This window comes from Brevibacterium sanguinis (genome assembly GCF_003315415.1).
In the GTDB taxonomy this organism is placed as follows: Bacteria; Actinomycetota; Actinomycetes; order Actinomycetales; family Brevibacteriaceae; genus Brevibacterium; species Brevibacterium celere_A.
The window spans coordinates 18,266-43,131 of the sequence record NZ_QNSB01000015.1; the positions used below are offsets into that span (position 1 = coordinate 18,266).

Genomic DNA, 24,866 nt, shown 5'->3' on the forward strand with positions numbered 1-24,866 from the left:
AGTCTAGACTGTGGGCGTTCCCACCATCGACGAGGACCTCATGCAGATCACCCGAATCCGGCCCGCAGCGCTCAGCGGCGCACAGCTCGACTCCCTCGTCGCCGAGGTGGTCGCCTTCGACACCCGGGAGAACGCGGCCTCGGGCCTCGGCCCCGACTTCGGCCCGCTGCCCACGCAGGTGCGGCAGGCGCTGCGGGCGTCGACCCGGTACACGACCCGCGAGTTCTGGGTCGGGCGCCTCGGCGGGGAGATCGTGGCGAAGGGGACCGCCCACCTCGGCCTCGTCGACAACACCGACCAGGCGGAGGTGTGGCTGGCCGTCGACCCCGCACGCCGGCGGCAGGGGCTGGGATCCGCGCTGCTCGCGCGGATGGAGGCCGACCTCACCGGCTCCGGCCGCACCCGACTGCTCAGCTTCAACGAGGTCCCGGTCGAGGAGTGCACGGCCGCACGCAGGCAGGCGCACCTCGCGGCCGCGTCCGGAGTCGGCAGCCTGTCCCTCGGCGTTCCCTCGGTGGCGTTCCTCGCCCGTCACGGCTTCGTCCTCGAACAGCTCGAGCGCTGCTCGGCGGCGCGCACTGCGACCGCGGCGGGAATCGACATCGGCGACTTCGACCCCGACTACTCGATCCTGACCTGGAGCGGAGCGACCCCCGAGGAGCATCTCGCGGGCATGGCCGTGCTCCATCAGCGGATGTCGACGGACACCCCGGGGGCGCAGCGGCTGTCCGAGGAGGAGCGGTGGGACGAGGAGCGGGTGCGCGAGCTCGACGCCGAACGGGCCCGGTCGGGGGAGCGGATGCACACCGCGCTCGCCCTGCACGGCGACGCGGCGGCGGGGTTCACCGAGGTCGCCGAGTCCCTCGACCGCCCAGAGGCGGGCTGGCAGGGAGCGACGATCGTCGCGAAGGAGCACCGGGGACACCGTCTCGGCGCGCACCTGAAGATCGCCAACCACACGGCGCTGGCGGCGGCGACCGGTGTCAGGCGGGTCTACACATGGAATGCGGCGGAGAACTCGTGGATGCTCGCGATCAACGACCTGGCGGGATTCGCGACGCACGCGTGGACCGGGGTGTGGCAGAAACGCCTTGCATGACTTGACCGCGTGCTATAAGCTTGATATTTGCGTTGCTCTGTCTGTGGCGTGCCTTCATATAGCGGGGGGCACTGCGATTCCACTCCAGTGAACCATGGTGTCGCCCGGTGTCGAAATCTGACACACCGGTCGATCACGGTTCCTCGGGTGGGGAGCCTGCGCACTTAATGGTGAAGCACTCGGAAGGATCCCATTGGCCGCCGCCAACGATAACACCAGGACCGCTAACCCCCCCAAGAGAATCTCCTTCGCGAAGATTCGCGAACCCCTCGAGGTTCCCGATCTGCTCGGTCTGCAGACGGACAGCTTCGACTGGCTCATCGGCTCGGAAGCGTGGCAGGACCGCGTCGCCGAGGCCATCGAGATCGGCGATGACTCGGTCGCCACCACTTCGGGGCTCGAGGACATCTTCGAAGAGATCTCACCGATCGAGGACTTCGGTGGATCGATGTCCCTGTCGTTCCGGGAGCACCGCTTCGAAGCTCCCAAGTACTCGATCGACGAGTGCAAAGAGCGCGACATGACCTACTCGGCGCCGCTCTACGTCACCGCCGAGTTCATGAACAACAACACCGGCGAGATCAAGAGCCAGACGGTCTTCATGGGTGACTTCCCGCTGATGACCGACAAGGGCACCTTCATCGTCAACGGCACCGAGCGCGTCGTCGTCTCGCAGCTCGTGCGCTCGCCCGGCGCCTACTTCGAGTCGAGCGTCGACAAGACCACCGACAAGGACATCTTCACCGCGAAGATCATCCCCTCCCGCGGTGCCTGGCTGGAGTTCGAGGTCGACAAGCGTGACCAGGTCGGTGTGCGCCTCGACCGCAAGCGCAAGCAGTCCGTGACCGTCCTGCTCAAGGCCCTGGGCTGGAGCGAGGCGAAGATCCTCGAGGAGTTCGGCGACTTCGAGTCGATCCGCGAGACCCTGGCCAAGGACACGGTCACAACGCAGGACGAGGCGCTGCTCGACATCTACAAGAAGCTGCGCCCGGCCGAGCCGGCGACCGCCGAGGCCGCCCGCAACCTGCTCAACAACCTCTACTTCAACCCCAAGCGCTACGACCTGGCCAAGGTCGGCCGCTACAAGGTCAACCGCAAGCTCGGACTCGACGCGCCCCTGAGCGACTCCGTGCTGTCCGTCGACGACGTCGCCGCGACCATCCGCTACCTCGTCTCCCTCCATGCGGGCAACGAGACCATGCCCGGTGTCCGCGACGGCGAGACGATCGACCTGCGGGTCAAGCTCGACGACATCGACCACTTCGGCAACCGCCGCATCCGCGCCGTCGGCGAGCTCATCGAGAACCAGGTCCGGACCGGTCTGTCGCGCATGGAGCGCGTCGTCCGCGAGCGGATGACGACCCAGGACGTCGAGGCGATCACCCCGCAGACCCTGATCAACATCCGCCCCGTGGTGGCCGCGATCAAGGAGTTCTTCGGCACCTCGCAGCTGAGCCAGTTCATGGATCAGAACAACCCGCTCGCGGGTCTGACCCACAAGCGCCGCCTGTCCGCGCTGGGCCCCGGCGGTCTGTCGCGCGATCGCGCCGCGATGGAGGTCCGCGACGTCCACCCCTCGCACTACGGGCGCATGTGCCCCATCGAGACCCCCGAGGGCCCGAACATCGGCCTCATCGGCTCGCTCGCGTCCTACGCGCGGATCAACCCCTTCGGCTTCATCGAGACCCCGTACCGCAAGGTCGTCGACGGTGTCGTCACCGATGAGACCGAGTACCTCACGGCCGACGACGAGCTCGACTACAACATCGCGCAGGCCAACGCCCCGCTGACCGAGGACCAGCGCTTCGCCGAGGAGGAGGTCCTCGCCCGGCCCAAGGGCGGCGGCGGAGAGGCCGAGCTGGTGCTCCGGGACCAGATCGACTTCATGGACGTCTCGGCACGGCAGATGGTGTCGGTCGCCTCGGCGCTCATCCCGTTCCTCGAGCACGACGACGCCAACCGCGCCCTCATGGGCGCGAACATGCAGCGTCAGGCCGTGCCGCTGGTGATGTCGGAGTCCCCGGTCGTGGGCACCGGCATGGAGTACCGTGCCGCCGTCGACGCCGGCGACGTCATCGTCGCGGAGAAGTCCGGTGTCATCACCGAGGTCTCCGCGGACTACGTCACCGTCCTCGCCGACGACGGGACCATGCAGACCTACCGGGCCGCGAAGTTCAAGCGGTCCAACCACGGCACCTCGTACAACCAGCGCATCATCGTCGACGAGGGCGATCGGGTCGAGGCGGGCGCGGTGCTCGCCGACGGGCCGTCGACCCAGAACGGCGAGATGGCGCTCGGCAAGAACCTCCTCGTGGCATTCATGTCGTGGGAGGGCTACAACTTCGAGGATGCGATCATCCTCTCCCAGCGTCTCGTCCAGGACGACGTCCTGTCCTCGATCCACATCGAGGAGCACGAGGTCGACGCCCGCGACACCAAGCTCGGTGCCGAGGAGATCACCCGGGACATCCCGAACATCTCCCCGGACGCGCTGGCCGACCTCGACGATCGCGGCATCATCCGCATCGGCGCCGAGGTCACCGACGGCGACATCCTCGTCGGCAAGGTCACCCCGAAGGGTGAGACAGAGCTGACCCCGGAGGAGCGCCTGCTGCGGGCGATCTTCGGTGAGAAGTCCCGTGAGGTCCGCGACACCTCGCTGCGCGTGCCCCACGGCGAGATCGGCACCGTCATCGGCGTGCGCGTCTTCGACCGTGAGGACGACGACGAGCTCTCGCCCGGCGTCAACCAGATGGTCCGCGTCTACGTCGCCCAGCGGCGCAAGATCACCATCGGCGACAAGATGGCCGGCCGCCACGGCAACAAGGGCGTCATCTCGACCATCCTGCCGGTCGAGGACATGCCGTTCCTCGCCGACGGAACCCCGGTCGACGTCATCCTCAACCCGCACGGCGTTCCCCGCCGGATGAACATCGGTCAGGTCTTCGAGATCCACCTCGGATGGATCTCGAAGCAGGGCTGGAAGATCGAGGGCAGCCCCGACTGGGCCGCCGAGCTGCCGGATGCCGCCCGCGAGGCCGAGGCCGGCACCAACCTGGCGACCCCGGTCTTCGACGGTGCGCACGAGCAGGAGCTGCGCGGACTGCTGGATTCGACGAACCCGAACCGCGACGGGGATCGGCTCATCGACTCCTCGGGCAAGGCCCAGCTGTTCGACGGTCGCTCCGGTGAGCCGTTCCCGTACCCGATCTCGGTCGGCTACATGTACATGCTCAAGCTCCACCACCTCGTCGACGACAAGATCCACGCGCGTTCGACCGGACCGTACTCGATGATCACCCAGCAGCCGCTCGGTGGAAAGGCGCAGTTCGGCGGTCAGCGCTTCGGTGAAATGGAAGTGTGGGCCCTCGAGGCCTACGGCGCGGCGTACACGCTGCAGGAGCTGCTGACGATCAAGTCCGATGACATCCCGGGCCGCGTCAAGGTCTACGAAGCCATCGTCAAGGGAGAGAACCTGCCCGATCCGGGGATCCCCGAGTCGTTCAAGGTCCTCATCAAGGAAATGCAGTCCCTGTGCCTCAACGTCGAAGTTCTGTCCTCCGACGGAGGGCAGGTCGAGATGCGCGACTCGGAGGACGAGGTCTACCGTGCCGCCGAGGAGCTCGGCATCGACCTGTCCCACCGCGAGGCACAGACCGTGGAAGAAGTCTGAGGACTTCCGCTTCAACCGACACAACTTTTTGATGAACGTCTCGTTCATCGCCAGGAAAGAGGATTTACGTGCCTGACGTCAATTTCTTTGATGAGCTGCGTATCGGTCTTGCCACCGCGGATTCCATCCGCGGCTGGTCACACGGTGAGGTGAAAAAGCCTGAGACCATCAACTACCGGACCCTGAAGCCGGAGAAGGACGGACTCTTCTGCGAGAAGATCTTCGGCCCCACCCGCGACTGGGAGTGCGCGTGCGGCAAGTACAAGCGCGTGCGCTTCAAGGGCATCATCTGCGAACGCTGCGGCGTCGAGGTGACCCGGGCCAAGGTGCGCCGTGAGCGCATGGGCCACATCGAGCTGGCCGCACCGGTCACCCACATCTGGTACTTCAAGGGCGTGCCCTCGCGCTTGGGCTACCTGCTCGACCTCGCCCCGAAGGACCTCGAGAAGGTCATCTACTTCGCGGCCTACATGATCACCTCGGTGGACGAGGAATCGCGCCACCGCGACATGCCGAGCCTGCAGAACAAGATCGACGTCGAGAAGCAGCAGATCGGTTCGCGCCGGGACGCCGACATCGATCGTCGGGCCAAGAAGCTCGAAGAGGACCTCGCCGCCGTCGAGGCCGAGGGCGGGACCGCCCAGGCCAAGAAGAAGCTGCGGGACCAGGCCGACAAGGAGATGGAGAAGCTGCGGCGCAACGCCGATCGTGAGATCGAGCGCCTCGAGCAGGTGTGGGACCGGTTCAAGAACCTCAAGGTCAACGACCTCGAGGGCGACGAGAGCCTGTACCGCGAGATGTTCCACCGCTTCGGCCTCTACTTCACGGGGGCGATGGGCGCCGAGGCGATCCAGAAGCGCCTGCTCGACTTCGATCTCGAGGCCGAGGCCGCGAAGCTGCGCGAGCTCATCCAGACCGGCAAGGGCCAGCGCAAGACCCGTGCGCTCAAGCGCCTCAAGGTCGTCAACGCGTTCATGACCACCGACAACAACCCCGAGGGCATGGTCCTCGACGTCGTTCCGGTGATCCCGCCTGAGCTGCGCCCGATGGTCCAGCTGGACGGCGGCCGCTTCGCGACCTCCGACCTCAACGACCTCTACCGTCGGGTGATCAACCGCAACAACCGCCTCAAGCGGCTGCTCGACCTCGGGGCGCCGGAGATCATCGTCAACAACGAGAAGCGGATGCTCCAGGAAGCCGTCGACTCGCTGTTCGACAACGGCCGTCGCGGTCGTCCCGTCACCGGTCCCGGCAACCGTCCGCTCAAGTCGCTGTCCGACATGCTCAAGGGCAAGCAGGGCCGGTTCCGCCAGAACCTGCTCGGCAAGCGCGTCGACTACTCCGGCCGTTCGGTCATCGTCGTCGGCCCGACCCTGAGCCTGCACCAGTGCGGTCTGCCCAAGACCATGGCGCTGGAGCTGTTCAAGCCGTTCGTCATGAAGCGCCTCGTCGATCTCAACCACGCGCAGAACATCAAGTCGGCCAAGCGGATGGTCGAGCGTCAGCACCCGCAGGTGTGGGACGTCCTCGAAGAGGTCATCACCGAGCACCCGGTGCTGCTCAACCGCGCACCGACCCTGCACCGACTGGGCATCCAGGCGTTCGAACCGCAGCTCATCGAGGGCAAGGCCATCCAGCTGCACCCGCTCGTGTGCTCGGCGTTCAACGCCGACTTCGACGGTGACCAGATGGCCGTGCACCTGCCGCTGAGCCCCGAGGCGCAGGCCGAGGCCCGCATCCTCATGCTCTCGGCCAACAACATCCTCAAGCCCTCCGACGGCAAGCCCGTGACCATGCCCAGCCAGGACATGATCATCGGCCTCTACCACCTGACCTCTGAGCGGAAGGGACTGGCCGGCGAAGGACGCGCCTTCTCGGGTCTCGGCGAGGCCATCATGGCCTTCGACCGCGGCGAGCTCGACCTCGGTTCGGTCGTGACGATCCGTCTCGAGAACGTCGTCCCCGGCGCCGACCTCGAGGTCCCCGAGGGCTGGGAGGCCGGCGATCCGCTCGACGTGCAGACCACTCTCGGTCGGGCGCTGTTCAACGACTTCCTGCCCGCCGACTACGTCTACGTCAACTCGACGGTCGACAAGAAGGCGCTGAGCCGGATCGTCAACCACCTCGCCGAGGAGTACCCGAAGGTCGAGGTCGCCCAGACCCTGGACAACTTCAAGGCCAATGGCTTCCACTGGGCGACCCGCTCGGGCATCACCATCGCGATGTCCGACGTCGTGTCCCCGGCGGCGAAGACCGAGATCATCGATCACGCCGAGGCGCTCGACACCAAGGTCCAGCAACAGTACGAACTCGGCGCCCTGACCGACGACGAGCGCCGCAACGAGCTCGTCAAGCTCTGGACCGAGACGACCGAGAAGGTCGACGAGGTCATGCGGACGAACTTCCCGGAGGAGAACTCGGTTCTCCGGCTCGTCGAGTCCGGCGCCTCGGGCAACTGGATGCAGGTCCGTCAGCTCGCGGGTATGCGCGGTCTGGTGACGAACCCGAAGGGTGAGATCATCCCGCGTCCGATCACCTCGAACTACCGCGAGGGCCTGTCGGTGCTCGAGTACTTCATCGCCTCGCACGGTGCCCGCAAGGGCCTGGCCGACACCGCTCTGCGGACCGCCGACTCGGGCTACCTCACCCGTCGCCTCGTCGACGTGTCGCAGGACGTCATCGTCCGCACCGCGGAGACCGACTCGAACAAGGGCATCACCCTGCCCGTGGCCGAGCGCGATCACGAGGGCAACCTCGTTCCGCACGAGTTCGTCGAGACCAGCCTCTACGGCCGGCTCACCGTCTCCGACGTCACCGACGCCGAGGGCAACGTCATCGTCCCGGCGAAGACCGACGTCACCGGTGAGACCATCAGCAAGCTCGTCGAGGCCGGCATCACCGAGCTCAAGGTCCACTCGGTCCTCACCGCGGACTCCGACGTCCAGATCTCGGCCATGCACTACGGCCGGTCGATGGCCACCGGAAAGCTCGTCGACATCGGCGAGGCCATCGGCACCGTCGCGGCCCAGTCGATCGGCGAGCCGGGCACCCAGCTGACCATGCGGACGTTCCACACCGGTGGTGTGGCCGCGTCCTCGGGTGACATCACCCAGGGTCTGCCGCGTGTCACCGAGCTCTTCGAGGCCCGGACCCCGAAGGGCTTCGCGCCCATCGCCGAGGCGACCGGCCGGGTGAAGATCGACGACAGCCGCAAGACCCGCTTCGTCATCATCACCCCCGATGACGGCAGCGAGGAGATCGAGCACGCGGTGTCCAAGCGCGCCCGCCTCCTCGTCGAGGAGGGCCAGAACGTCAAGGCCGGCGACCAGCTCGTCGTCGGCGCGGTCGACCCGAAGCAGGTGCTGCGGATCCGCGGCCGCCGCGAGGCGGAGCGCTTCCTCGTCGAGCAGGTGCAGAAGGTGTACCGCTCGCAGGGTGTGGGCATCCACGACAAGCACATCGAGGTCATCGTGCGGCAGATGCTGCGTCGCGTCACCGTGATCGAATCCGGCGACACGAACCTGCTGCCGGGCGAGCTCGTCGACCGCGGTCGGTACCAGGCCGAGAACCGTCGCGTCGTCGCCGAGGGCGGACAGCCCGCGTCGGCCCGTGACGAGCTGATGGGCATCACGAAGGCCTCGCTGGCCACCGAGTCGTGGCTGTCGGCCGCCTCCTTCCAGGAGACGACCCGCGTCCTCACCGAGGCGGCGATGGAGGGCAAGTCGGACACCCTGCTCGGCCTCAAGGAGAATGTCATCCTCGGTAAGCTCATCCCGGCCGGCACCGGTCTCCAGACGCACCGCAACATCGTCGTGGAGCCGACGGAGGAGGCCAAGGCGGAGATGTTCACCAACAGCTACGGTGACTTCTACGCCGGCATCGGCGGAGACTCAGGCTCGGCGATCCCGCTGGAGGACTACGACTACGGAGCCTTCAACTGAGGACCTGAGAGTCTGAGCCGCTGAGACGCGAGAGGGGCATCCACCATCTGGTGGGTGCCCCTCTCGCGTCTCAGCGCCCGCCCCGCTTCGAGGTCGCGACGATCCCTGCGTCCGGCGGGGCGACGGCTCCCGGCTCAGCCGAAGAGGATCCGCGCCTCGTCCCACCGGGACCGGGGCACGTACTTGATGCTGTGGACGGCATCCGACATCCGCGCGGCGACGATCTCCGTGCCCTTGAGGCTGGCCATCGTGCCCCAGCGACGCTCGACGGCGAGGTCCACGGCGGCCATCCCGAACCTCGTCGAGAGCACACGGTCGTAGGCGGTGGGCGATCCGCCGCGCTGCAGGTGCCCGAGGATCGTCGCGCGGGTCTCGATGCCGGTGACCTCCTCGATCCGCGGGGCCAGGCGATTGGCGATCCCGCCGAGGCGGACCCGGCCCCTGCTGTCGAGCCCGTGGTCGGCGACCTGCTCGTCGAGCCCCTCGGGCACGAATCCCTCGGCGACGACGACGATCGGGGCGCGTCCGCGGTCCCTGGCCGACGTCACCCACGCGCCGATCTGCTCGAAGGTGACGGGGAACTCCGGCATGAGGATGGCATGGGCGCCCGCGGCCATGCCGGCGTGCAGCGCGATCCAGCCGACATTGCGGCCCATCACCTCGATGACCATGCAGCGGTGATGGGACTCCGCGGTCGTGCGGAGCCGGTCGATCGCCTCGGTGGCGATGGACTGGGCCGTGTCGAATCCGAAGGTGTAGTCGGTGGCGTCGAGGTCGTTGTCGATCGTCTTCGGCACCCCGATGATCGGCAGGCCCTCATCGCGGACGAGGCGGGCCGCACCCGAGAGCGTGCCCTCGCCGCCGATCGCGATGATCGCCTCGAGCTCGTGGCGGGCGATGACCTCACGCATCTGCGCGGGACCGCCGTCCTCGTAGGGGTGGGTGCGGGACGTGCCGAGGATCGTGCCGCCGCGGCCGGACAGGCCGCGGACGTCGAGCATCGACATCTCGAACACATCGTCCTCGAGCAGGCCCCGCCAGCCGTCGCGGATGCCGACGAAGGACGACCCGTGCGCGATGATCCCCTTGCGCACGATCCCGCGGATGACGGCGTTGAGCCCGGGGCAGTCGCCACCGGAGGTGAGCACTCCGATCCTCAACGCAGCGACCTCTGATCCTTCGCCCGGTAGCCCTTGGCCAGGCGGACGTCATGGCCGGCCATGAGGGAGAACCCCTTGAGGACGAGGGTGCCGTTCGATCCGTCGCCCCGGGCATCGCCCTTGACCTCGTTGCCGGCGAGGAGGTTGATCGTCTCGTCCCTGATCCGCACTCCGGGCGGGACGTAGATGGAGTTGCCGGCCCACATCGCGAAGGAGGTGATCGTCACCGTCACTCCCGGGCCCATCACCTCGCAGAGGTCGATGTCGTCGCCCCCCATGAGAGCGTAGGTGGTCAGCTCGGCGGTGCCCGGGGGGACGTCGATCTCACGGCCGGAGAGCACCGCGACGGAGTTGATCGGCGCGGCGGACCCCGGTTCGGCCCGGGGGGAGAGGAGTGCGGGTCCCCGCTGCAGGCGGTCGAGCTCGCCCGAGGGGGCGATTCCCGATTGCAGCTGGAGGGTGCGGTAGAGGTCGTGTCCTTCGGGGAGGTCCTCGATGAGGGGCATGAGGTCGTCGAGGTACTTCGCCGTGATCGCGGCGTCCTGACGTTCCGCGGTCTCCTCGGGGTCGAGCCGCCCGTTGCTCACGGCATCGGTGATGACCTTGAGCACGGCGTCTCGGTCCTTGTCGGCGGCGCGGATGCGTGGTGGGGGCGGGAGTTCGGGCTGGGGCATGCCACCAGTGTAGTCGGCGGCTGTCGCCCGGGTCACAGCCCAGGGAACCGGACGCCCACCTGCGCGTCGTCGTCCGTGCTCACCTCCGCTCCTCCGGCGAGAAGGTCACAGGCTGAGCACAGGTGCGGCCCATCGCCGGCATAGCGCCCGGTCGGAGCCTTGAGGCATGAAGAGCCATGAAGACGCGGCCCGGCCCCCGGTCCCGGTCGCCACCCGCGAGCGCAGCTCCCCGCCGCACGCAGCCCAGGTCGATCTCGTCGTTCCCGTCCACAACGAGGAGTCGACCCTGGAACGGTCGATCCACACCCTCATCGACCATGTCGCGGACAGCCTGCACGAGATGACGATCGTCATCGCCGACAACGCGAGCACAGATGCGACGGGTCGGATCGCCGAGGAGCTGGCCCGGTCGCACTCGAACGTCCGCGCCGTCCGCCTCGAGGAGAAGGGCCGGGGCCGGGCCCTGAGGACGGTGTGGCTGGAGTCGAGCGCCGAGGTGCTCGTCTACACCGATGTCGACCTCGCCACCGACCTCGCTCTCCTCGACCCGATGGTCACGGCGATCTCCGCGGGCACGGCCGACGTCGCGATCGCCGGCCGCCTCCATCCGCAGGCCCGGGTCCAGCGGGGAGTCGGCCGCGAGATCATCTCCCGCTGCTACAACCGTCTGCTCTCGATCGGCCTCGGCGCCGAGTACTCCGACGCCCAGTGCGGTCTCAAGGCGATCTCGCGACCCGCCGCCCAGGCGCTCCTCCCCGTCGTCGAGGACGACGGATGGTTCTTCGACACCGAGCTGCTCACCCTCGCCCAATGGTCGGGACTGCGCATCCGGGAGTTCTGGGCGGACTGGACCGCTGACCCCGACTCCTCCGTCGACGTCGTCCGCACCGCCGTCGACGACTTCAAGGGCATCCTCCGACTGCGCCGGGACGCCAGGCGCGGACGCCTGCCGCTGGCCCGGATCGGGGCCCGGCTGGGACGCGCTCCGGCGGTGCCGAACACCGGAGCCCAGATCCTCCACTTCGTCGACGTCGGGATCGTCTGCACGCTCGTGTACTCCCTGCTTTTCTGGTTCGCCTCGGGCCTCGTCTCGGCGGGGGTCGCCAACGTCGCCGCCCTGCTCATCTCGACGCTGCTCGGCACCGCGCTCAACCGGCGCCACACCTTCGGCCTCCGGTCGCCGCAGGACCAGCTGGCGCATCACCTCAAGGACCTCGTCGCATTCGGCGTCGGCTGGGCGATGACCTCCGCTGCCCTGCTGGCCACGAGCGACTTGAACGGCGCCTGGACGCTGGCTGTGCTCACCGTCGCCAACCTCGTCGCCACCGTGGTCCGATTCACCCTGCAGAAGCTCTGGGTCTTCGCCCGGGAAGGGAGCCTGCGATGAGCGTGCAGACTGAAGCGACGATGCGCGAGAGGGCTGAGCAGTCCCGGGTGGCGCGGTGGTGGTACCCGGTCGGGCTCGCCGGCCTGTGCCTGGCCGTCGTGGCCGGCTACCTCGTCGACCTCACCGGAAACGGCTGGGCGAACTCCTACTACGCCGCGGCCGTCCAGGCGGGCTCCCAGGACTGGGAGGCCTTCCTCTTCGGATCACTCGACGCGGCCAATGCGATCACCGTCGACAAGCCCCCGGCCTCGCTGTGGCTGATGGCACTGAGCGCCCGGATCCTCGGCTTCTCCTCGTTCTCGATGCTCCTGCCGCAGGTGCTCCTGGCGGCGGCGACCGTGCTGCTGCTCGCCCATTCCATGCGGCTGGCCCTGCGCGGGCACGTCCGCGCCCGCATCGAGAAGGCCGCGGCCCTCGGCGTCGGCCTCGTCTTCGCGCTCAGCCCGGTCGCTGCGCTGATGTTCCGATACAACAACCCCGACGCGCTGCTCGTGGCACTGATGACCGTCGCCGTCGTCGCGACCCAGCGGGCGCTGGCCGCGGTGAGGGTTCGGCGGGTCATCGGCCGGCTGGCGCTGACCGGCGTCGCGCTCGGACTCGGCTTCCTCACCAAGCAGTTCCAGGTCCTCCTCATCACCCCCGCGCTCGCGCTCGCCTGGCTGCTCTTCGCACGGGCATCCTGGCCCCGGCGCCTCCTCCTCGTGCTCGTTCCGATCGCGGTCATGGCGGTCTCGGCCGGGTGGTGGATCGCGCTGGTCGAGCTCCTGCCGTCCCACTTGCGACCCTACGTCGGCGGCTCCCAGACGGACTCCTTCCTCGAGCTCACCTTCGGCTACAACGGGTTCGGGCGCCTCAACGGGAACGAGGCGGGCTCCGTCGGCGGCGCGGGCGGTTGGGGAGAGACGGGAATCGCCCGCCTCTTCACCGGCTCCTTCGGCGCCCAGATCGCATGGTTCCTGCCCACCGCGCTCGTCCTCCTCGTCGTCGCGGCACTCGTGCTCGTCCTCCGGCGCCGGCAGGCAGCAGCCGGCCGGCGGCTCGCTGCGCCGGATGCGTCCCCCGGCTCGGCGGCCGCGGCCCTCGTCCTCTGGGGCGGGTGGCTGGTCGTCACGTGGCTGACCCTGAGCTACATGTCGGGAATCGTCCACGAATACTACGGGGTCGCCCTCGTGCCTGCGCTCGCCGCCGTCATCGGGCTCGCCGTCGCGCTCCTCGTCGACCGCGGCAGCAGGAACTCCCGAATCGTGCTCGGCCTCGTGCTCGCCCTCACGGTCACCTGGCAGTTCGTGCTCGCGTCCGGGATGTCGGGAATCCCGACGCCGCTGACCTGGGGCGTGCTCGTCCTCGGCGTCGGCACGGGCATCGCCCTCGTCCTCCACGGGACGCTCTCGGGCCCGAGGTGGACGGCACCGGTCCGGGGCGCTGCGATCGCGCTCCTCGTCGCTGCTGTCCTCTCGACTCTCGCGCTGCCCGCCCAGCTCACGGCCCGGACCATCGCCCAGGAGACGCAGGGCTCGATCGTCACCATCGCCGGCACCTCGGCGAACGGCCCCGGCGGGGGAGGAGGTCCTGGCGGGGGCCGAGCAGGCGGCGGCCAGACCGACGGCGGCCAGACCGGCGGCCCCGGGGGTCAGGCCGGCGGGGGCGGAATGGGCGGTCTGCTCAACGGCAGCGCCCCCTCGGCGGAACTCGCCTCCGTGCTCGAGGCCGATGCCGACCAGTACACGTGGATCGCCGCGACGACCGGTGCGAACCAGGCGGCCGGCTACCAGCTGTCGACGGGAGAGCCGGTCCTGGCCATCGGCGGTTTCAACGGCACGGATCCCTCTCCCACGGTCGAGGAGTTCGCGCAGCTCGTCGCCGACGGACGCATCCACTGGTACATCGCCGGCGGGAACGGCGGCCCCGGCGGGGCTCTGTCCTCGACGAGTGCGCAGATCCAGTCGTGGGTGGAGGAGAACTTCACCGCCACCGAGGTCGACGGCATCACGCTCTACGACCTCGGAGCCGGGGAGGGGAGCGGTGATGGATAATCGTGACATGGACGGCACCGCGCAGACCACCGCACCCCGGATCCTCATCGTCGACGACGAGAAGAACCTCGCCGAACTCCTCGTCATGGCCTGTCAGGTCAGGGGGTGGTCGGCCGAGGGTGTGGGCACCGGGCGGGCGGCGGTGGCCCGGGCCCGGGCCAAGCGCTTCGACGCGATCGTCCTCGACGTCATGCTTCCCGACCTCGATGGGTTCGGCGTCATCGAGAAGCTGCGCGGTGAGGGCATCGAGACCCCGGTGGTGTTCCTCTCGGCCCGGGACGAGGTCGACGACAGGCTCACCGGGCTGCGCCTCGGCGGGGACGACTACGTGACGAAGCCCTTCAACCTCGACGAGGTGGTCGCCAGGATCGAGGCCCGGCTGCGCCGCCGCACCGTCGGCCCCGAGGCCGAGGACGACGTGCTCAGGGTCGGCGACCTCGAGCTCAACGAATCCACGCACGAGGTGGCCCGCTCCGGTCGGCCCATCGAGCTGACCGCCCGGGAGTACGAGGTGCTCCTGCTGTTCATGCGCAATCCCCGGGTCGTCCTGTCGAAGTCGCAGATCCTCGACCGGGTCTGGGACTACGACTTCGGGGGGAACGGGAACATCGTCGAGCTCTACGTGTCCTACCTCCGCAAGAAGATCGACGCCCCGTTCCCCGACCTGCCGCCGCTCTTCCACACGAAGCGCGGGGCCGGCTACTCGATCCGCGCCGATCGATGACCCGCACGTTCCGGGCGAGGCGGATGACCCTGCGCAGCCGTCTCATCGCCATCGCCGTGTCCGTCCTCGTCATCGTCGGCTTCGGCATCGGGGCGGCCTCCTATCTCACGGTCCGCTCCTCCCTCATGGGCGACCTCGACTCCCAGCTGCAGGAGATGGCCGCGCAGGCCGGCGGGCAGACCCGCCCGCCCGGCGAGCCCGGACCCGATCCCGGCGACGGTCCCGGACCCGGGCTGCGCTACCTGTTCCAGCCCGGCGTCGGCGACGGCGCCGTCGTCGTCGCCGAAGGCGCCGGCGAGGACCGCGGGCTCATCGCCCGCACCGGCTCGGGCGAGCCCCTCGACCTGCCCGCCGAGGCGGTGGCCGCCTTCGCCGCGACTGCCCCCGCCGACGGCAGTCGACCGGAGACCGTGACCATCCCCGACCTCGGGGCCTACCGCGTGGTGAGCACGACCGAGGGGGTCGGGCCGGACTCGGTGACGACGGTCTTCGGTCTGCCGCAGGCGCGCGTCGACGCCTCACTGGGGCGCATCGCGGTGACCACGGCCCTCGTCGTGACCGCCGGGGTCGTGCTCACGGCCGTCCTCCTCGGCGTGCTCATCCACCGGCAGCTCGGGGAGCTGCGCGACGTCGCCCGGACGGCGCGGAAGGTGACCGAGCTCGACCTCGGCGCCGGCCGCCCGGAGCTGTCGCTGCGGGTCCCGGACGAACTCGCGGTGCCCGGCACGGAGGTCGGCGACGTCGGGGCGTCGATGAACAGGATGCTCGACCACGTCTCCCGGGCGCTGGAGGAGAGGTACCGCGGGAACGAGCAGATGCGCCGCTTCGTCGCCGACGCCTCCCACGAGCTGCGGACGCCGATCGCCACCATCCGCGGCTGGGCGGACCTGACGAAGCCCCACCGGGAGAACGTCCCGCCCGAGGTCAGCCTGTCCCTGTCGCGGATCGACTCCGGGGCGGAGCGGATGTCGCGCCTCGTCGACGACCTGCTCCTGCTCGCTCGCCTCGAGGCCGGCCGACAGCCGGAGGAGGGGACGACCGATGTCTCGGCCATCCTCGTCGAACTCGTCGAGGACGCCCACGTCGTCCACCGCGATCACGACATCGCGCTCGACCTTCCGCCCCGTGCGCTCGAGGTGCGCGGGACCGGTGACAGGGTCCGGCAGGTCGTCTCCGCCGTGGTGACGAACGCCTGCGTCCACACCCCGCCGGGGACGCGGGTCAGTGTCGAGGCCCGCGCCGAAGGACGCGGCTCCGACGCCGAGGTGGTGGTCTCCGTCACGGACGACGGCCCCGGCATCCCCGAGGAGATCGTCGGCAGGGTGTTCGACCGCTTCGTCCGCGGGGACTCCTCCCGGAGCAGGGAGGACGGTGCCGAGGGCGGTTCCTCCGGGCTCGGGCTCGCGATCGTCAAGGGTCTGGTCGACCTCATGGGCGGCTCGGTCGCGGTCGACTCCTCGGCGTCGGGAACGACGTTCCTCCTGCGCTTCCGCGCGGTCTGAGGAGCCACAGCCAGGGCACAGGTCGACCTGGGCCCGGCGACAGGATCGGGCGCGACAGTGGGATCACCAGTGAATCGAACAAGGAGGATCCCGATGACCGACAATCATCCCGTCGGAAACCATGCCGCCGACCATCGTCCCGCCGACAGGGACACCGGCTGAGGCGGCGTCCCTGAGGTCGGCCCCCCGGAGTCGCGGACCGCGCACCCGCATCCGGCACCGCACAAGGCGCCGCCGGCGTCCACGACGCAGGCCGGATCGTCGATGCCGGCAAGGCCGAACTCCGCGCCACAGGCGGTCCCGACCCCGACGCAGGCGATGCCGGCCGGATCGTCGATGCCGGCGAAGCCGAAGCGGACGGTCGCCCTCGTCCCCGCCGTCGTCGCGGGAGCTGCGCTCTTCGTCGTCGGCGGACTGGCGGGCGGTGCGATCGGCTCCGTCGCCGGAGCGGGCCTGGCCGGGCAGACGACACAGGGGCCCGCCGGGGACGGCGGAGGCCCGGGAGGCATGCCCGGCCAGGACGGCGGCGGGCCCGGCAGGGGTGGGCCCCCGGGACGCGCGGACGGCGACGGCGCCGGGTCGACCAGTCAGGGAGGGTCCGCGAGCCAGGACGGTGCCGGCGCCCAGACCGGACAGACCGACGGCACCCAGACCGACGATGGCCGGTCTTCCGAGGACACGGGCACGGCGCAGAACGTCGCACTGCTGAGAGCCGTGCTCGACCCGGCGGTCCTCGGCGCCGAGTACAGGCTCACCGAGGCCTGAGCCCGGACTCGCCGGTACACCTGACCAACCCCAACCAGCCGGGGACCCGGGCCGACCGGGAGCCCGGTCCGGCCCGAACCAGGCACGAGCGGCGGAGCGTCTCGGCGTAATGCGACAGTGCCGGGTGCCCACGAGGGGCACCCGGCACTGTCAGCCGGTGGCGATCAGCTCACGCCGCTGCGCGCGCTCAGTGCGCGACGACAGGCCGCTTGCGCTGGCTCGCCGGAGCGCGGTCGAGATCGAAGCGGTCCGCCTCGACGACCTTCGACCAGGCCTTGGCGAAGTCGACGACGAACTTCTCCTTGGCGTCGTCAGAACCGTACACCTCGGCCAGCGCCCGCAGTTCGGAGTTCGCACCGAAGAGCAGGTCGAAGCGGCTTCCGGTCCACAGCTTCTCGCCTTCGGGGGAGTAGCACTCGAACACCGTGGCGGTCTCGGACTCCCCGACGGGCTTCCAGATGTTGCCGAGTTCGAGCAGGTTGACGAAGAAGTCGTTCGTCAGCACGCCCGGGCGGTCGGTGAGGACACCGAGGTCCGAGTCCTCGAAGTTGGCCCCGAGGACGCGCAGTCCGCCGATGAGCACGGTCATCTCCGGAGCAGTGAGGCCGAGGAGGTTGGCGCGGTCGAGCAGCAGGAACTCGGCCTTGAGCGGCAGGCCATCGGTGAGGTAGTTGCGGAATCCGTCGTGAGTCGGCTCCAGGTAGGAGAACGATTCGACGTCGGTCTGCTCCTGGGTGGCATCCCCGCGGCCGGTCGAGACCGGCACGGTGATGTCGACACCGGCGGCCTGGGCCGCGGTCTCGACGCCGACGGCTCCGGCGATCGCGACGACGTCGGCGAACGACGCGCCGGTCTGCTCGGCGATGCTCTCGAGCACCTCGATGACGTGGGCGAGCTGGGTCGGCTCGTTGGCCTCCCAGCTGCGCTGCGGTTCGAGCCGCAGACGACCGCCGTTGACGCCGCCGCGCAGGTCGGAGACACGGTGCGACGACGCCGCCGCCCAGGTGGTCTTGACCAGCTGCGAGACGCTCAGTCCGGACTCGCGCACGGCGGCCTTGACGGCCTCGAGCTGGTCGGCCGAGAGCGGGGTGCCGGCGGGAACCGGATCCTGCCAGAGGAGCTCCTCGCTGGGTGCCTCGGGGCCGAGGTAGCGCGTGGACGGTCCCATGTCACGGTGCGTGAGCTTGAACCAGGCACGCGCGAACGCGTCCTCGAAGGCCTGCTGATCGTCCTTGAAACGCCGCGAGATCTTCTCGTAGATGGGGTCGAAGCGCAGCGCCAGATCAGTCGTGAGCATGCGCGGCTCGCGGCGGCCCTCACCGTGGGCCATCGGCACCATGTCGTCACCGCCGCCGTCGATCGGACGCCACTGGAGGTGGCCGCCCTCGTTCTCGAAGACCTCCCACTCGTAGGCGAAGAGGATGTGGAAGAACTCGTTGTCCCAGCGGGTCGGGTGGTAGGTCCAGGTGACCTCGATGCCCGAGCCGATGGTGTCGTTGCCGTGGCCGGTGCCGAAGTTCGACTTCCAGCCCAGGCCCTGGTCCTCGATCGGAGCGGCCTCGGGGTCGGCTCCCTTGTGGTCCTCGGGTCCGGCGCCATGGGTCTTGCCGAAGGTGTGCCCGCCGGCGATGAGGGCGACGGTCTCCTCGTCGTTCATCGCCATGCGACCGAAGGTCTCACGGATGTCATGGGCAGCCTTGACCGGGTCCGGCTCGCCCTCGGGTCCCTCGGGGTTGACGTAGATGAGGCCCATGTGGGTCGCGGCCAGCGGCTTCTGCAGCTCACGGTTGCCGAAGTAGCGCTTGTCGGTGGCCAGCCACTCGGTCTCGGAGCCCCAGTAGACGTCGTTGTCCGGCTCCCAGACGTCCTTGCGACCGCCGGCGAAGCCGAAGGTCTTGAATCCCATCGACTCGAGAGCGACGTTTCCGGCGAGGATGAAGAGGTCGGCCCAGGAGATCTTCTTGCCGTACTTCTTCTTCACGGGCCAGAGCAGACGGCGAGCCTTGTCGAGGCCGACGTTGTCGGGCCAGGAGTTGAGCGGAGCGAAGCGCTGCTGGCCCTCGCTGCCCCCGCCGCGTCCGTCCATGACCCGGTAGGTTCCGGCGGAGTGCCAGGCCATCCGGATCATGAAGGGACCGTAGTGGCCGAAGTCCGCGGGCCACCAGTCGAGGCTGGTCTTCTGCAGCTCTTCGAGGTCGGCCTTGAGCGCGTAGTAGTCGAGCTCGTTGAACTCGGCGTCGTAGTCGAAGTCGGGATCCATCGGATCGCCGGCCGGCTGGTTCTTGGCCAGGATCTTGAGGTTGAGGCGATTGGGCCACCAGTGGCTGTTCGCGTCTCCCTGCACCGGATTGACCAGGCCTGCGGGCGCCTCCTGCGGCGCCTTGGCCCCTGCGCCGTGGACTACCGGGCAGCCGCCCGTGACGGTGGTGTCGGTCATTGTGTTCCTTTCGCTGTCGAGCCCGCTTCCGGGCTCGGATGTTGTCAACGCCTGATTGTCGACTTGATGGCCGAAGTGGCGGTGCCGCCGGCCATCTCAGACTGCAGAGGGCGATCGCACCGGGTCTGCGTCCGAGCTGGACTCGGCACAGTCCGGGCACACTCCCCAGAACGTCACTTCGGCCTGCTCGACGGCGAAACCATGCTCGTGCGAAGGAGTCAGGCACGGAGCCCGCCCGATCGTGCAGTCGACATCGACGATGACGCTGCACATTCGGCACACGAGGTGATGATGGTTGTCGCCGACGCGCCGCTCATAGCGCGCGACGGACCCGGACGGCTGGATGCACCGGACGAGCCCGACTTCGGTGAGAGTATGGAGTGAGTCATACACGGCCTGGTGGGAGACCTCCGGGAGGTCCCGCCGCACCGCGCGGATGACGGTCTCGGTGTCGGCGTGCGGGTGGGCGTCCACCGCGCGCAGGACCGCGACCCGCTGTTTGGTCACACGCAGAGAACTGCTCCGCAGGGCAGCGGAGCAGTCCTCGGCGCGCATCGTCTCTTCCTCTGGCACCCCTCAAGTCTGACGGCCAGTCTTGAATCAGTCAAGGAAACGGATGCGTGTCCCACAGAGGGAGACGCGCAGGGGGAGACGTGTCCTTCGTCGCACTCCCGCGAGCGCACGCGCCCCGCTTTGACCGGATGGACGCGGCCGCGATATCCTGAGATGCGACTGATTGTGTAATCTACGCTGTTTCGACGATCGCGCCGGGTGGTTTGTGAGGCCCGGAATCAGAGTGTGAGTTGGATGGAGTAGGCCGTCGATGAGACGTGCCCGGGATGCGTGTGGCTTTGCGACACTCCCGACCGCGGGTCACGTACCGTCGCGCGGATACTGGCTTCGGGAGTCGAGCTTCACCCGTTGTTCAGTCGGATATGTCCCACGGTTCACAAACACGGCTGCCGCCGTGGCCGGATGTGGGAATTAGGTTTATCGAGAAGCAGATGGAGAACGCTTAGTGCCGACAATCCAGCAGCTCGTCCGCAAAGGGCGGCATAACAAATCCGCAGGATCGAACAGTCCTGCACTCAAGGGGAGCCCGCAGCGCCGTGGCGTGTGCACCCGCGTGTACACCACCACCCCCAAGAAGCCGAACTCGGCTCTTCGCAAGGTCGCGCGTGTCAAGCTCTCGAGCCAGATCGAGGTGACCGCCTACATCCCCGGTGAGGGTCACAACCTCCAGGAGCACTCGATCGTGCTCGTGCGCGGCGGTCGTGTCAAGGACCTGCCCGGCGTGCGCTACCGGATCGTGCGCGGCTCGCTCGACACCCAGGGTGTCAAGGGCCGTCAGCAGGGACGCAGCCACTACGGTGCGAAGAGGGAGAAGAAGTAATGCCACGTAAAGGTCCAGCACCCAAGCGGCCCATCGTCGTCGACCCGGTCTTCAACTCGCCGCTCGTCACGCAGCTGATCAACAAGATCCTCCTCGACGGCAAGCGCTCGACCGCCGAGCGCATCGTCTACGGCGCGCTCGAGGGCACCCGCGAGAAGAACGGCAACGACCCGGTCGCCAACCTCAAGAAGGCCCTGGACAACATCCGTCCGTCCCTCGAGGTCCGGTCCCGCCGCGTCGGCGGCGCGACCTACCAGGTCCCCGTCGACGTCCGTCCCGCTCGTTCGACCACTCTGGCCCTGCGCTGGCTCGTGGGCTACTCGCGGCAGCGGCGCGAGAAGACGATGACCGAGCGCCTCATGAATGAGATCCTCGATGCGAGCAACGGCCTCGGCGCCGCTGTCAAGCGCCGCGAGGACACCCACAAGATGGCCGAGTCCAACAAGGCCTTCGCCCACTACCGCTGGTAATCGCCCGTCGTCCCGGACCGTCCCGCATGCGTGCGGGCGGTCCGGGACGGGGGAGTCGATCAAGTCATCGATTGAGAGAGAGACACCGTGGCACTTGACGTGCTCACCGACCTGAAAAAGGTCCGCAACATCGGCATCATGGCCCACATCGATGCCGGTAAGACAACCACGACCGAACGCATCCTCTTCTACACCGGTGTGAACTACAAGCTCGGCGAGACCCACGACGGTGCCTCGACGATGGACTGGATGGAGCAGGAGCAGGAGCGCGGCATCACGATCACGTCGGCCGCCACCACCTGCTACTGGCACGACAACCAGATCAACATCATCGACACCCCCGGTCACGTCGACTTCACCGTCGAGGTCGAGCGCTCCCTGCGCGTCCTCGACGGAGCGGTGGCCGTGTTCGACGGCAAGGAAGGCGTTGAGCCGCAGTCCGAGACCGTGTGGCGCCAGGCGGACAAGTACAACGTCCCCCGCGTGTGCTTCGTCAACAAGATGGACAAGCTCGGTGCGGACTTCTACTACACCGTGCAGACCATCAAGGATCGCCTCGGCGCGAAGCCGCTGGTCATCCAGCTGCCCATCGGTGCCGAGTCCGAGTTCCAGGGTGTCGTCGACCTGCTTGAGATGAAGGCCTATGTCTGGCCCGATGAGTCCAAGAAGGGTCAGGACATGACCGAGATCGAGATCCCCGCGGACCTCCAGGCGAAGGCCGAGGAGTACCGCGCGCAGCTCGTCGAGGATGTCGCCGAGGCCAGCGAAGAGCTCATGGAGAAGTACCTCGAGGGCGAAGAGCTCTCGATCGACGAGCTCAAGGGCGGAATCCGCTCCCTCGTCATCAACTCCGAGGCCTTCCCGGTCATGTGCGGTTCGGCGTTCAAGAACAAGGGCGTCCAGCCCATGCTCAACGCCGTCATCGACTTCCTCCCCTCGCCTCTCGACGTGCCGCCGATGATCGGCCACGCCCTGAACAACGAGGACGAGGAGATGACCCGCAAGCCCTCGAGGGACGAGCCGTTCTCGGCTCTCGCCTTCAAGGTCGCCGCTCACCCGTTCTACGGTTCGCTGACCTACGTCCGCGTCTACTCCGGCCGGGTCGACTCCGGTGCCCAGGTGCTCAACACCACCTCGGGCAAGAAGGAGCGCATCGGAAAGCTCTTCCAGATGCACTCGAACAAGGAGAACCCGGTCGAAGAGGCGATCGCGGGTCACATCTACGCGTTCATCGGGCTCAAGGACACCACCACCGGTGACACCCTGTGCGACATCAACCAGCCCATCGTCCTCGAATCGATGTCCTTCCCGGACCCGGTGATCTTCGTCGCCATCGAGCCGAAGACGAAGAGCGACCAGGAGAAGCTGTCCCTGGCCATCCAGAAGCTCGCCAAGGAGGACCCGACGTTCTCGGTCAACCGCAACGAGGAGACCGGGCAGACGGAGATCGGCGGCATGGGCGAGCTGCACCTCGACATCCTCGTCGACCGCATGAAGCGCGAGTTCAAGGTCGAGGCGAACATCGGCAAGCCCCAGGTGGCCTACCGCGAGACCATCCGCCGCAAGGTGGAGAAGTACGACTACACCCACAAGAAGCAGACGGGTGGATCGGGTCAGTTCGCGAAGGTCCAGGTCACCATCGAGCCCCTCGAGGTCGAAGGCGATACAGTTTACGAGTTCGAGAATGCCATCACCGGCGGCCGCGTGCCCCGTGAGTACATTCCGAGCGTCGACGCGGGCATCCAGGACGCCATGCAGCTCGGCGTCCTCGCCGGCTACCCGCTGGTGGGGATCAAGGCCACCCTGGTCGACGGTGCCTACCACGATGTCGACTCCTCGGAGATGGCATTCAAGATCGCCGGATCGATGGTCTTGAAGGAGGCCGTCAGGAAGGCGAACCCGGTTCTGCTGGAACCAGTCATGGACGTCGAGGTGCGCACCCCTGAGGAATACATGGGTGACGTCATCGGCGACCTGAATTCCCGGCGTGGCCAGATGCAGTCCATGGACGACGCTTCCGGTGTGAAGGTCATCCGGGCCCTGGTCCCGCTGTCGGAGATGTTCGGCTACATCGGAGATCTGCGGTCGAAGACCCAGGGACGTGCGGTGTACTCGATGCAGTTCTCCAGCTATGCGGAGGTCCCGAAGGCTGTCGCCGACGAGATCGTCCAGAAGATGCGTGGCGGAGAGTAATCTCCGGTCCCCGGTCTGTCCGCGGTGAGGAGAACCTCCCCACCGTGTATGAAAGAAAACCAACAAAGGTCTAAGATATGAACCGCATATCTTTTGCCAACCACGAGGAGGAACCCAGTGGCAAAGGCTAGTTTCGATAGGACTAAGCCGCACGTCAACATTGGTACCATTGGCCACGTTGACCACGGAAAGACCACCTTGACCGCCGCGATCACCAAGGTCCTGGCGGACAAGTACCCAGATCTCAACGAGGCTCGTGCCTTCGACCAGGTGGACAACGCACCTGAGGAGAAGGAGCGCGGCATCACCATCAACGTCTCGCACGTTGAGTACCAGACCGAGAAGCGTCACTACGCTCACGTCGATGCCCCTGGTCACGCCGACTACATCAAGAACATGATCACCGGTGCTGCTCAGATGGACGGCGCGATCCTCGTGGTTGCCGCCACCGACGGTCCGATGCCCCAGACCCGTGAGCACGTGCTGCTCGCGCGTCAGGTCGGTGTGCCCTACATCGTCGTGGCTCTCAACAAGTCCGACATGGTCGAGGACGAGGAGCTCCTCGAGCTCGTCGAGTTCGAGGTTCGCGATCTGCTCTCGAGCCAGGACTTCGACGGCGACAACGCTCCCGTCGTGCAGGTCTCCGCTCTCAAGGCCCTCGAGGGCGACGAGAAGTGGGTCGCCACCGTCGAAGAGCTTATGAACCAGGTCGACGAGTTCGTCCCGGAGCCGGAGCGCGACGTCGACAAGCCCTTCCTCATGCCCGTCGAGGACGTCTTCACGATCACCGGTCGTGGAACCGTCGTCACCGGTCGTGTCGAGCGCGGTGTGCTCCTGCCGAACGAAGAGATCGAGATCGTCGGCATCAAGCCGACCTCCTCGAAGACCACCGTCACGGCGATCGAGATGTTCCGCAAGACCCTGCCTGACGCACGTGCAGGTGAGAACGTCGGTCTGCTTCTGCGCGGCACCAAGCGCGAAGACGTGGAGCGCGGTCAGGTCATCGTCAAGCCGGGTTCGATCACCCCGCACACCAAGTTCGAGGGCCAGGTCTACATCCTCAGCAAGGACGAGGGTGGACGCCACAACCCGTTCTACTCGAACTACCGTCCGCAGTTCTACTTCCGCACCACGGACGTCACCGGCGTCATCACGCTGCCCGAGGGCACCGAGATGGTCATGCCCGGCGACAACACCGACATGTCGGTCGAGCTGATCCAGCCGATCGCCATGGAAGAGGGCCTGCGCTTCGCCATCCGCGAAGGCGGACGCACCGTCGGCGCCGGTCGAGTGACCAAGATCGTCGAATGATCCGACACCGTCGTCAGTCAGGCTCCGCCTGAGTGAATGACGCGAGAACCCCGGTCCGCAAGGGCCGGGGTTCTTCGCATTCACCGACCCTCGACCAGCCGCCT

The 24,866-nt window shown here is 67.8% G+C and carries 16 protein-coding genes; 12 read left to right on the plus strand and 4 right to left on the minus strand.

Annotated elements, in window-relative coordinates:
• The first annotated feature begins 10 nt into the window (after positions 1-10).
• The 3 genes from DFO65_RS15815 (at position 11) to DFO65_RS15825 (ending at position 8,713) form a co-directional block, all read left to right on the plus strand.
• Positions 11-1,099: a GNAT family N-acetyltransferase gene (locus DFO65_RS15815; protein WP_245940831.1), complete on the plus strand. Its 1,089-nt coding sequence runs from the start codon at positions 11-13 to the stop codon at positions 1,097-1,099.
• A 193-nt stretch (positions 1,100-1,292) separates the two neighbouring features.
• Entirely contained in the window at positions 1,293-4,772 is a 3,480-nt protein-coding gene (gene rpoB / locus DFO65_RS15820; RefSeq protein WP_113905416.1) for a DNA-directed RNA polymerase subunit beta, read from the plus strand.
• A 68-nt stretch (positions 4,773-4,840) separates the two neighbouring features.
• Positions 4,841-8,713 carry a DNA-directed RNA polymerase subunit beta' gene (locus DFO65_RS15825; RefSeq protein ID WP_113905417.1) on the plus strand — a complete coding sequence of 1,291 codons (3,873 nt, stop codon included), beginning with the start codon at positions 4,841-4,843 and terminating at the stop codon, positions 8,711-8,713.
• Between the two features lie 134 nt (positions 8,714-8,847).
• On the opposite strand, the gene DFO65_RS15830 is transcribed toward DFO65_RS15825, so the two are convergent.
• Positions 8,848-9,873, minus strand: coding sequence for an ATP-dependent 6-phosphofructokinase (locus DFO65_RS15830; protein ID WP_113905418.1), 1,026 nt, complete (start codon positions 9,871-9,873; stop codon positions 8,848-8,850).
• Positions 9,870-10,547 carry a DUF1707 SHOCT-like domain-containing protein gene (locus DFO65_RS15835; RefSeq protein ID WP_113905419.1) on the minus strand — a complete coding sequence of 226 codons (678 nt, stop codon included), beginning with the start codon at positions 10,545-10,547 and terminating at the stop codon, positions 9,870-9,872. Before DFO65_RS15835 ends, DFO65_RS15830 begins: the two co-directional genes overlap by 4 nt.
• 166 nt (positions 10,548-10,713) lie before the next feature.
• Here DFO65_RS15835 and DFO65_RS15840 point away from each other — a divergent pair, with 166 nt between their 5' ends.
• The 5 genes from DFO65_RS15840 to DFO65_RS15860 all read left to right on the plus strand — a co-directional run bounded on the left by DFO65_RS15840 (position 10,714) and on the right by DFO65_RS15860 (position 16,958).
• Complete coding sequence (locus tag DFO65_RS15840; RefSeq protein WP_113905420.1) at positions 10,714-11,934, plus strand: glycosyltransferase; 1,221 nt, start codon at positions 10,714-10,716, stop codon at positions 11,932-11,934.
• Positions 11,931-13,967, plus strand: a complete 2,037-nt coding sequence (locus DFO65_RS15845) for an ArnT family glycosyltransferase (RefSeq protein ID WP_113905421.1) — start codon at positions 11,931-11,933, stop codon at positions 13,965-13,967. Before DFO65_RS15840 ends, DFO65_RS15845 begins: the two co-directional genes overlap by 4 nt.
• Positions 13,960-14,691: a response regulator transcription factor gene (locus tag DFO65_RS15850; protein WP_113905422.1), complete on the plus strand. Its 732-nt coding sequence runs from the start codon at positions 13,960-13,962 to the stop codon at positions 14,689-14,691. Before DFO65_RS15845 ends, DFO65_RS15850 begins: the two co-directional genes overlap by 8 nt.
• Positions 14,688-16,193, plus strand: coding sequence for a sensor histidine kinase (locus DFO65_RS15855; protein WP_113905423.1), 1,506 nt, complete (start codon positions 14,688-14,690; stop codon positions 16,191-16,193). The genes DFO65_RS15850 and DFO65_RS15855 overlap by 4 nt, the downstream gene beginning before the upstream one ends.
• A 336-nt stretch (positions 16,194-16,529) precedes the next feature.
• The gene (locus tag DFO65_RS15860) at positions 16,530-16,958 is read left to right on the plus strand and encodes a hypothetical protein (protein WP_147233385.1); all 429 of its coding nucleotides are present in this window, start codon (positions 16,530-16,532) and stop codon (positions 16,956-16,958) included.
• Positions 16,959-17,145: 187 nt separating this feature from the next.
• Here the strand turns inward: DFO65_RS15860 and katG are convergent, their stop codons facing one another.
• Positions 17,146-19,395, minus strand: coding sequence for a catalase/peroxidase HPI (gene katG, locus DFO65_RS15865; RefSeq protein WP_113905425.1), 2,250 nt, complete (start codon positions 19,393-19,395; stop codon positions 17,146-17,148).
• Positions 19,396-19,491: 96 nt separating this feature from the next.
• Positions 19,492-19,950, minus strand: a complete 459-nt coding sequence (locus tag DFO65_RS15870) for a Fur family transcriptional regulator (RefSeq protein ID WP_113905426.1) — start codon at positions 19,948-19,950, stop codon at positions 19,492-19,494.
• Between the two features lie 463 nt (positions 19,951-20,413).
• On the opposite strand from DFO65_RS15870, the gene rpsL reads away from it, so the two are divergent.
• From rpsL to tuf, 4 genes are all read left to right on the plus strand, one after another.
• On the plus strand, positions 20,414-20,788 hold the full coding sequence (rpsL, locus tag DFO65_RS15875; protein ID WP_113905427.1) for a 30S ribosomal protein S12: 375 nt from the start codon (positions 20,414-20,416) through the stop codon (positions 20,786-20,788).
• The gene (rpsG, locus tag DFO65_RS15880) at positions 20,788-21,258 is read left to right on the plus strand and encodes a 30S ribosomal protein S7 (protein ID WP_113905428.1); all 471 of its coding nucleotides are present in this window, start codon (positions 20,788-20,790) and stop codon (positions 21,256-21,258) included. The genes rpsL and rpsG overlap by 1 nt, the downstream gene beginning before the upstream one ends.
• An 87-nt stretch (positions 21,259-21,345) precedes the next feature.
• Positions 21,346-23,451, plus strand: a complete 2,106-nt coding sequence (fusA, locus tag DFO65_RS15885; protein ID WP_113905429.1) for an elongation factor G — start codon at positions 21,346-21,348, stop codon at positions 23,449-23,451.
• Between the two features lie 117 nt (positions 23,452-23,568).
• The gene (gene tuf / locus DFO65_RS15890) at positions 23,569-24,762 is read left to right on the plus strand and encodes an elongation factor Tu (protein ID WP_113905430.1); all 1,194 of its coding nucleotides are present in this window, start codon (positions 23,569-23,571) and stop codon (positions 24,760-24,762) included.
• Positions 24,763-24,866 lie beyond the last annotated feature (104 nt).

What these genes read in the sequence shown, in the direction of transcription:
- DFO65_RS15850 (WP_113905422.1), top strand. Translation starts at nt 13,960, where the DNA reads ATGGATAATCGTGACATGGACGGCACCGCGCAGACCACCGCACCCCGG.
- DFO65_RS15870 (WP_113905426.1), bottom strand. Translation starts at nt 19,950, where the DNA reads ATGCGCGCCGAGGACTGCTCCGCTGCCCTGCGGAGCAGTTCTCTGCGT.
- DFO65_RS15840 (WP_113905420.1), top strand. Translation starts at nt 10,714, where the DNA reads ATGAAGAGCCATGAAGACGCGGCCCGGCCCCCGGTCCCGGTCGCCACC.
- rpsG (WP_113905428.1), top strand. Translation starts at nt 20,788, where the DNA reads ATGCCACGTAAAGGTCCAGCACCCAAGCGGCCCATCGTCGTCGACCCG.
- DFO65_RS15860 (WP_147233385.1), top strand. Translation starts at nt 16,530, where the DNA reads ATGCCGGCGAAGCCGAAGCGGACGGTCGCCCTCGTCCCCGCCGTCGTC.
- DFO65_RS15845 (WP_113905421.1), top strand. Translation starts at nt 11,931, where the DNA reads ATGAGCGTGCAGACTGAAGCGACGATGCGCGAGAGGGCTGAGCAGTCC.
- katG (WP_113905425.1), bottom strand. Translation starts at nt 19,395, where the DNA reads ATGACCGACACCACCGTCACGGGCGGCTGCCCGGTAGTCCACGGCGCA.
- DFO65_RS15855 (WP_113905423.1), top strand. Translation starts at nt 14,688, where the DNA reads ATGACCCGCACGTTCCGGGCGAGGCGGATGACCCTGCGCAGCCGTCTC.
- DFO65_RS15835 (WP_113905419.1), bottom strand. Translation starts at nt 10,547, where the DNA reads ATGCCCCAGCCCGAACTCCCGCCCCCACCACGCATCCGCGCCGCCGAC.